The following is a 6,112-nucleotide window of genomic DNA, read 5'->3' as shown; positions in this document are numbered from 1 at the left end:
CAACAGTGCCATCCATGATGTCGTGGCCGTTGATGCCATGAATATGGGTATCAAACAACCCCGGTGCAATGGTATAGCCGCTCCAGTCAACGACAGTCGCATTTTCCGGTACTTCGTTAACAAACAAACCAAACAAGTCGTCATCCACTTGTAAATATCCGCCTTTTTTCTCTTCGTTCTCTAATAAAAAACGATCTGCTTTAATGAAATATGCCATGATTATTACTTCCTTTATCATCAATTGTTAATAAAATTAGTAAAGGGGGGAATTGAGCCCCCTTTACACCATTCTAGTTGAGAGTTGACCTACGTTGTTTCTTCCGTTTGGGTGTTGTTATTTTTATTCCGAAACATAACGCTTAGAATAATAAACCCGACGATAGCCAGTACGAAACCAATAATTGGTATATTCAGGGCGAAAAACAGCTTTATTAGCGTTAATACGATTATACCGTCTGGTACAAGGAATGCTAAGCCTTCTACACCATACGTTTCTAAACCAAACAATGGATAGAAAAGCGCAACTGGTATTGTCAGTATCAGCCCATAAACGATTCCGGAAATAACTGAACCGCGTCTTCCGCCTACGGTGTTTCCAAAAATTCCAGCCATTCCGCCAGTAAAGAATCCTCCAATGATAGAAGGCAAAGGAACTACCGTGCCAAATAGTGTGGCTACAAGCATTCCTATAACCATTCCTACCACAGAAAATAAGAATCCAAGCATCAAAGCATTAGGTGCATATGGAAAGAATATTGGAACATCCAAAGCAGCCTTAGCTCCCGGAACTGCTTTCAAGGCAATTCCTCTGAAGGCGGGTACAATTTCTCCCAAAAACATTCTTACGCCTTGTAGCAAGACTAAAACACCAGCAGCAAATCCAAGTGCATTTAATAAACTGAAAACCAGATAGTTTTGATCTTCGGCTAAATTTCCTACAATTTCAGGTCCTGCAAAAACGGCAGTAATCATATAGATGACGATCATGATTAATGAAACAGAAACAGCTGTATCTTTAAAGAAATCGAACTTCTCAGGTACTTTAACCTTTTCACTATCCTTACTCTTATCGCCAAAAACTTTTCCCACGTATGCAGCAGCGACCACACCGGTTGTCGTTAAATGACCATATGCAATCTGATCATTTCCTGTTAATTTCCTAACAATTGGCTGTGATATGGCAGGAAGTGTCACGAGGACAATACCCTGTATTACCGAGCCAAATAGAATGCCGTTGGTTTCAGAAACACCTAAGTCATGAAATGCCCATGCTATAGCGCCAGCCATTATCCACATCATATGTCCAGTTAAGAAGATGTATTTAAATGGCGTTAGTCGTGCTAGAATAATATTTACAAGAAAACCAAAAAGCAGTATGAAAGAAGTCATTCTTCCAATTTCAGCAACTGAATCTACCAAAGCAGCAATGACAGCCTCGTCCACCGGTACCACACCTGTTAAGCCAAACGCTTTCTCGAACATAGTGGCAAAGGGGGATAAATTTTCGGCAATTAAAGCAGAACCAGCTCCCAAAATCAAAATACCGAGTATAGTTTTCGTTGTGCCTTTAACAACTTCTGAGGCATGTTTGCGCTGCAGCAATAACCCCAGTAAAGCTACTATACCCAAAGTAATAGCGGGAACAGTAAGGATCTCGGCAACCGCTTGCAAGATTCCCATCTTATTTCCTCCTTCTTGAATTTAAGATTTTGTGCTAACTTTGGATGTAAGCTAAAGGAACAATCCCTTAACTTACATCTTTGACTGTTAGCCTTTCATATCTTCTAATTCATTTAACAATTTATCCCGCACTTCTTTTTTGTCAGTTAAATTTTTAATGAACACTTTTCTAACATCCACACTTTCAAGGGATGATTCCAGATCGGCTGATGCCATTATTAAATCAGCTGTCCCGCCTTTAGCAGAACCTACATCCAAAGCATTCACTTCAGCTTTTACCCCTTCCTCATTCAAAATGTCGTCTACAGTCATCTTAAGCATTAGACTGGTACCGAATCCCATTCCACAAACAGTGATTATTTCCATGACTTTCATCTCCTTTATAAATTAGTGATTCTATCACGGTATTTTTCAATAAACTCTTTATTAATTTGGTCGCCTTTATCGAGATTAGAACTGACATATATAGGCGGCTCAATACCTTTTTGACCAAGATTCTCAATTACTTGTGCGACAATTGATTGAAGTATTGTAAATCCAATAACTGAAGATGTGGAAGCAAATTTTGATTCTACACCTGGCGTTTCCAATATTGCATCGCCTGGCTCTCCATGGTTATCCAGAACTACATCAGCTAATTGATATAGTTTTTTGTTACTTTCATGTCTGGAACTAACTTCTTTTGAAAAGTCCAGCGAAGTCAATGCAATTACTTTTAACCCTTTATTCTTTGCCTCAAGAGCCATCTCAATTGGTACAGCATTCCTGCCAGAAGTGGATACAATTAACATAACGTCCTGTGTTTTAACGTTTTCATTATCAAGGATCACTTTAGCCAAGCCTTCTTGTCTTTCTGCAAAAGTACTTAAGGGAGCGGCAGGAGCCAGCGAAAGCGCAGGTGTTAAAATAGCATTTACAGGTACTAAACCACCTGCACGGTAAAACAGCTCCATTGGATACATTTGTGAATGACCGCAGCCAAATACATGCAAAACCCCGTCTTCGCTTATTGATTTTTCGATCAATTCAGCTGCTTTGATTATATTCTCACTTTCTTTTTCAGCCACTTCACTAAGGAGCTTTTCAATACTTGAAAAATAATCTTTATATAACATTTTGTTTCCTCCTAATCTAATGTTTGATAAATCATTTCTAATACTTTAGCTGAATCTTTTTCATTTTTAATATCAGCTACCAACTGATCATCCTGTAAGATTGTCATAAGCTCAGCCATTGCTTTTAAATGAGAGTCGTGGTCAATTGCTCCAAGCGCGAACACCAGATTTACAGGATCTTTATCACCCGCTCCAAATTCCACGGGTTCTTTCAAAGTAATCATACTCATGCATATATTGTTTACACTATTTTCAGGTCTGGCATGGAACAATGCCATTCCTGGTGCTATGACGATATATGGACCGTATTCATAAACGGCTTCAAGCATTCTATTTATATAGTCTTCCTTAATATAGTTGTTTTCAAGAAGTAAATTCCCTGCTTTTATACCAGCTTCTTCCCAGTTTGAAGCGTCTACTTGAAGTTGGACGGTCGATTCTTTTAATAAATTTTCAATCATAAGCTTGCTCCTTTTTGCAGCGATAATGCTGGCTCTTTTGATTGATTAAATCTTTAAAATACAGACATTAAATCAACTATTCATTTATTTATCGTAATCATGGATCGTAACACCCTGCACAACACGGTTCACACTGCCATCCGGGCTTGGATTATCAGGTGTTATGCCAAGCTGCAGTGATTTGTTCATTGCCAGTGACTGCGCAAAAATGGCGTAAAGCAATGCAAGGTTGAAATCGCCGGCCGTATGATCATTTCCAGCAGTAACCGGAATCGTCCAATCAGCTAGAGAAGTAACTTCCGCATCTTCTTTTTCTGTAAGAGCAATGACTTTCATGCCGGAATCTATTTTTGCAATTTCTCGTAAAATATCTAAATCGTATTTTCGTGTATATGGATCCTGCGACATAAATACAGCGACAACCGATTTATCGTTTAAGATTGACTTCGGACCATGACGAAAGCCGAGTGATGATTCATGGGCGGCGACAACTTGTCCTGCAGTTAATTCGAGCATCTTCAGTGCTGCTTCATGAGACAGCTGACTCAACATTCCTGAGCCCAAATAAATAATACGCCCAAAATCAAATCCGAGAATTTCATTCAGCTTGTCTGGCAGGGATTCAATCAATTTTTCCGCATCAGCGATGACGTTCTCATCGAAATCGTTTGCAGTAAACAATGAATAGGCAGTGATCAGCATGCACGTAAAACTGCTTGTCATCGCAAGCCCCTTGTCGTTGGCCTTATCCGGCATCAGGACCGTTACTGAATTTTTATCGTTCTTTATGTTCTTGGCCAGCTGTCCATCTTTATTGCAAGTGATGACCACCTGGTAGAAATGGTCGACTATCTGCTCACCAAGTGCTACGGTTGCGACACTTTCCGGGCTATTTCCGGAGCGAGCGAATGAGACCATGATTGTCGGAAAATCCTTTTGCAAATATTCTTCGGGATTTGAAACGATATCTGTTGTCGCAATGGCTTCAAACTGTACGTTTGCATTATTTTCGCGTCGCAATACCGGTACAATGGTATCGCCGATAAATGCCGATGTCCCGGCTCCGGATAAAATCACACGGACACGCTCATGTTTTTCATAAATTGAGTTTATAAAAAGATTCAATTCTTCTTTTTGAGCAGAGAGCGTCGAAGCAAGTTCCTTCCAAACGGTTGGCTGCTGGTAGATTTCAGAAGCAGTATTGATTGCATTATTGTTTCGTAATTCCTCAGATGTCATATTAAACATGTACAATCCTCCAATTAATTATTCATTGTGGTAATGTCGTTATAACCAGTTAATGTAAAAATTTAAAAGTGCTTTCGTTCAATGATTAAGAGTTCATACCAATCATGTTAATTCCACGGTGTAGTCGAATTTATCACCACGGGCCACACTAATGGTATATTCAATTAATTCATCATCATGATAAGCAAAGCGTTTAACCAGCATTGCCGGATGGTCTGCAGGTAAGTTCAAATGTTCCGCTTCCTCTTTGCGTACACTGGTGGCAGAAAAACGTTCAACTGCTTTGGTGACTCCGATCTGATAATCTTGAAGAAAAATATCGTACATTGGACGTTCATTTAAGTCTTTTTCAGTTAAACGCGGGAATATTTTTTTAGGAACGTAGGATGTTTCATACATCAAAGGTTCATTGTCAGCCAATCGCAGGCGTACAATTTGATAAGCTTCATCCAATGGTGTCAGATTCATGTTACTTGCCAATCGTTCATCTAATGCCATCTCCCGAAATGAGAGAACCTGGGTTGTCGGAGTTTTACCTATTTTTTTCATTTCTTCCGTAAAACTATACAATTTAACAAGATTTTGGTTGTAGCTCATTGACGATACGAAGGTTCCTTTGCCATGAAGCTTGTAGATATAACCCTCACGTTCAAGTTCCTGCAGTGCTTGTCTTACCGTTATACGGCTAAGGTTATTAACATCGCATAATTCCCGTTCAGACGGCAGTTTTTCGTTTACAATTAATTTTCCAGTATCAATATCTTTAATTAAATCGTCCATTAATTGCAAATATAGTGGTATTTTGCTTGTTTTATCCAAATTGCTAATCTCACCTCCAGACCAAAATGCTAAACTGGCAAGGAAGTTGTTATGAGGTCATTACCAGTTAACTTTAGTGTAATAGATATTTTATGAAATGTAAAGGATTACATTTTCTTTCGAGTGCGCCACTTTTGTCCGCCCTCGAGCTCTAGGTGTATAATAGAGATATAATGACAGGGATGAAGGGGCGCCCACCATGAAACGGCTATTTATACTGGCTGCTATTTTATTTGCGATCTCGGTTCGGACACCGGCTTCGGTACAGGAAACATGGGATCCGGAGCAGATGCAGCCGATGACGCTTGAAAAATGGACAGAACCGATACAAAAATGGATGAGTGAGCAGAATATAAGCATCGAACGGTCTAAGGAGAACTTCACCCGACTATTCCAATCGGAGAAAGAGACGCCGGACACGAATGCAACAGAACCATCCGCCTATGAACAGGAAGTCGTGAAGCTTGTGAACGAAGAACGCGCAAAGAAGGACCTGGATCCGCTTGAAATGGATAAACATTTAAGTGATCTCGCCAGGAAGAAGTCGCAGGACATGGCGGAGAACAATTATTTCAGCCACACCTCACCGACATACGGTTCTCCTTTTGATATGATGAAACAGTTCGACTTTAGCTTTCGCCTGGCCGGTGAAAATATTGCAGCCGGGCAGCGCAGCCCCGAACAAGTGGTAGAAGGCTGGATGAACAGCGAGGGGCATCGTGAAAATATTTTGAAGGAAGACTTTACGCACATCGGTGTCGGGTATGTAGAAGGGGACGGGCCGAAGCA

7 protein-coding genes and 1 pseudogene are annotated in these 6,112 nt (G+C 40.3%); 1 reads left to right on the top strand and 7 read right to left on the bottom strand.

Annotation, left to right across the window (positions count from 1 at the left end; translation table 11 throughout):
* The 7 genes and pseudogenes from VK080_RS04045 to VK080_RS04015 all read right to left on the bottom strand — a co-directional run.
* A pseudogene (locus tag VK080_RS04045) lies at nucleotides 1–217 on the bottom strand (N-acetylglucosamine-6-phosphate deacetylase); the annotation flags it as partial.
* Nucleotides 218–306: 89 nt separating this feature from the next.
* Nucleotides 307–1,680, bottom strand: coding sequence for a PTS ascorbate transporter subunit IIC (locus VK080_RS04040; protein ID WP_324223484.1), 1,374 nt, complete (start codon nucleotides 1,678–1,680; stop codon nucleotides 307–309).
* Nucleotides 1,681–1,767: 87 nt separating this feature from the next.
* Complete coding sequence (locus VK080_RS04035) at nucleotides 1,768–2,046, bottom strand: PTS sugar transporter subunit IIB (protein ID WP_324223483.1); 279 nt, start codon at nucleotides 2,044–2,046, stop codon at nucleotides 1,768–1,770.
* Nucleotides 2,047–2,060: 14 nt separating this feature from the next.
* Nucleotides 2,061–2,795: an SIS domain-containing protein gene (locus VK080_RS04030; protein WP_324223482.1), complete on the bottom strand. Its 735-nt coding sequence runs from the start codon at nucleotides 2,793–2,795 to the stop codon at nucleotides 2,061–2,063.
* 11 nt (nucleotides 2,796–2,806) lie between these two features.
* On the bottom strand, nucleotides 2,807–3,256 hold the full coding sequence (locus VK080_RS04025; protein ID WP_324223481.1) for a PTS sugar transporter subunit IIA: 450 nt from the start codon (nucleotides 3,254–3,256) through the stop codon (nucleotides 2,807–2,809).
* 84 nt (nucleotides 3,257–3,340) lie between these two features.
* Nucleotides 3,341–4,504, bottom strand: a complete 1,164-nt coding sequence (locus VK080_RS04020; RefSeq protein ID WP_324223480.1) for an SIS domain-containing protein — start codon at nucleotides 4,502–4,504, stop codon at nucleotides 3,341–3,343.
* Between the two features lie 102 nt (nucleotides 4,505–4,606).
* Nucleotides 4,607–5,323, bottom strand: coding sequence for a GntR family transcriptional regulator (locus VK080_RS04015; RefSeq protein WP_324223479.1), 717 nt, complete (start codon nucleotides 5,321–5,323; stop codon nucleotides 4,607–4,609).
* A 199-nt stretch (nucleotides 5,324–5,522) separates the two neighbouring features.
* Here VK080_RS04015 and VK080_RS04010 point away from each other — a divergent pair.
* Nucleotides 5,523–6,112, top strand: a 590-nt coding sequence (locus VK080_RS04010; protein ID WP_324223478.1) for a CAP domain-containing protein, incomplete at its 3' end; no start/stop codon positions are given.

Origin of the sequence: Lentibacillus sp., from assembly GCF_035301925.1 — a bacterium.
Taxonomy (GTDB): domain Bacteria; phylum Bacillota; class Bacilli; order Bacillales; family Amphibacillaceae; genus Lentibacillus.
The sequence above is the reverse complement of the archived record's forward strand: the minus strand, read 5'-3'. Positions and strand labels throughout refer to the sequence as shown.

Excerpts from the sequence above, each read along its gene's own strand:
- VK080_RS04040 (WP_324223484.1), bottom strand. The coding sequence starts at position 1,680 with ATGGGAATCTTGCAAGCGGTTGCCGAGATCCTTACTGTTCCCGCTATT.
- VK080_RS04035 (WP_324223483.1), bottom strand. The coding sequence starts at position 2,046 with ATGGAAATAATCACTGTTTGTGGAATGGGATTCGGTACCAGTCTAATG.
- VK080_RS04030 (WP_324223482.1), bottom strand. The coding sequence starts at position 2,795 with ATGTTATATAAAGATTATTTTTCAAGTATTGAAAAGCTCCTTAGTGAA.
- VK080_RS04025 (WP_324223481.1), bottom strand. The coding sequence starts at position 3,256 with ATGATTGAAAATTTATTAAAAGAATCGACCGTCCAACTTCAAGTAGAC.
- VK080_RS04020 (WP_324223480.1), bottom strand. The coding sequence starts at position 4,504 with ATGTTTAATATGACATCTGAGGAATTACGAAACAATAATGCAATCAAT.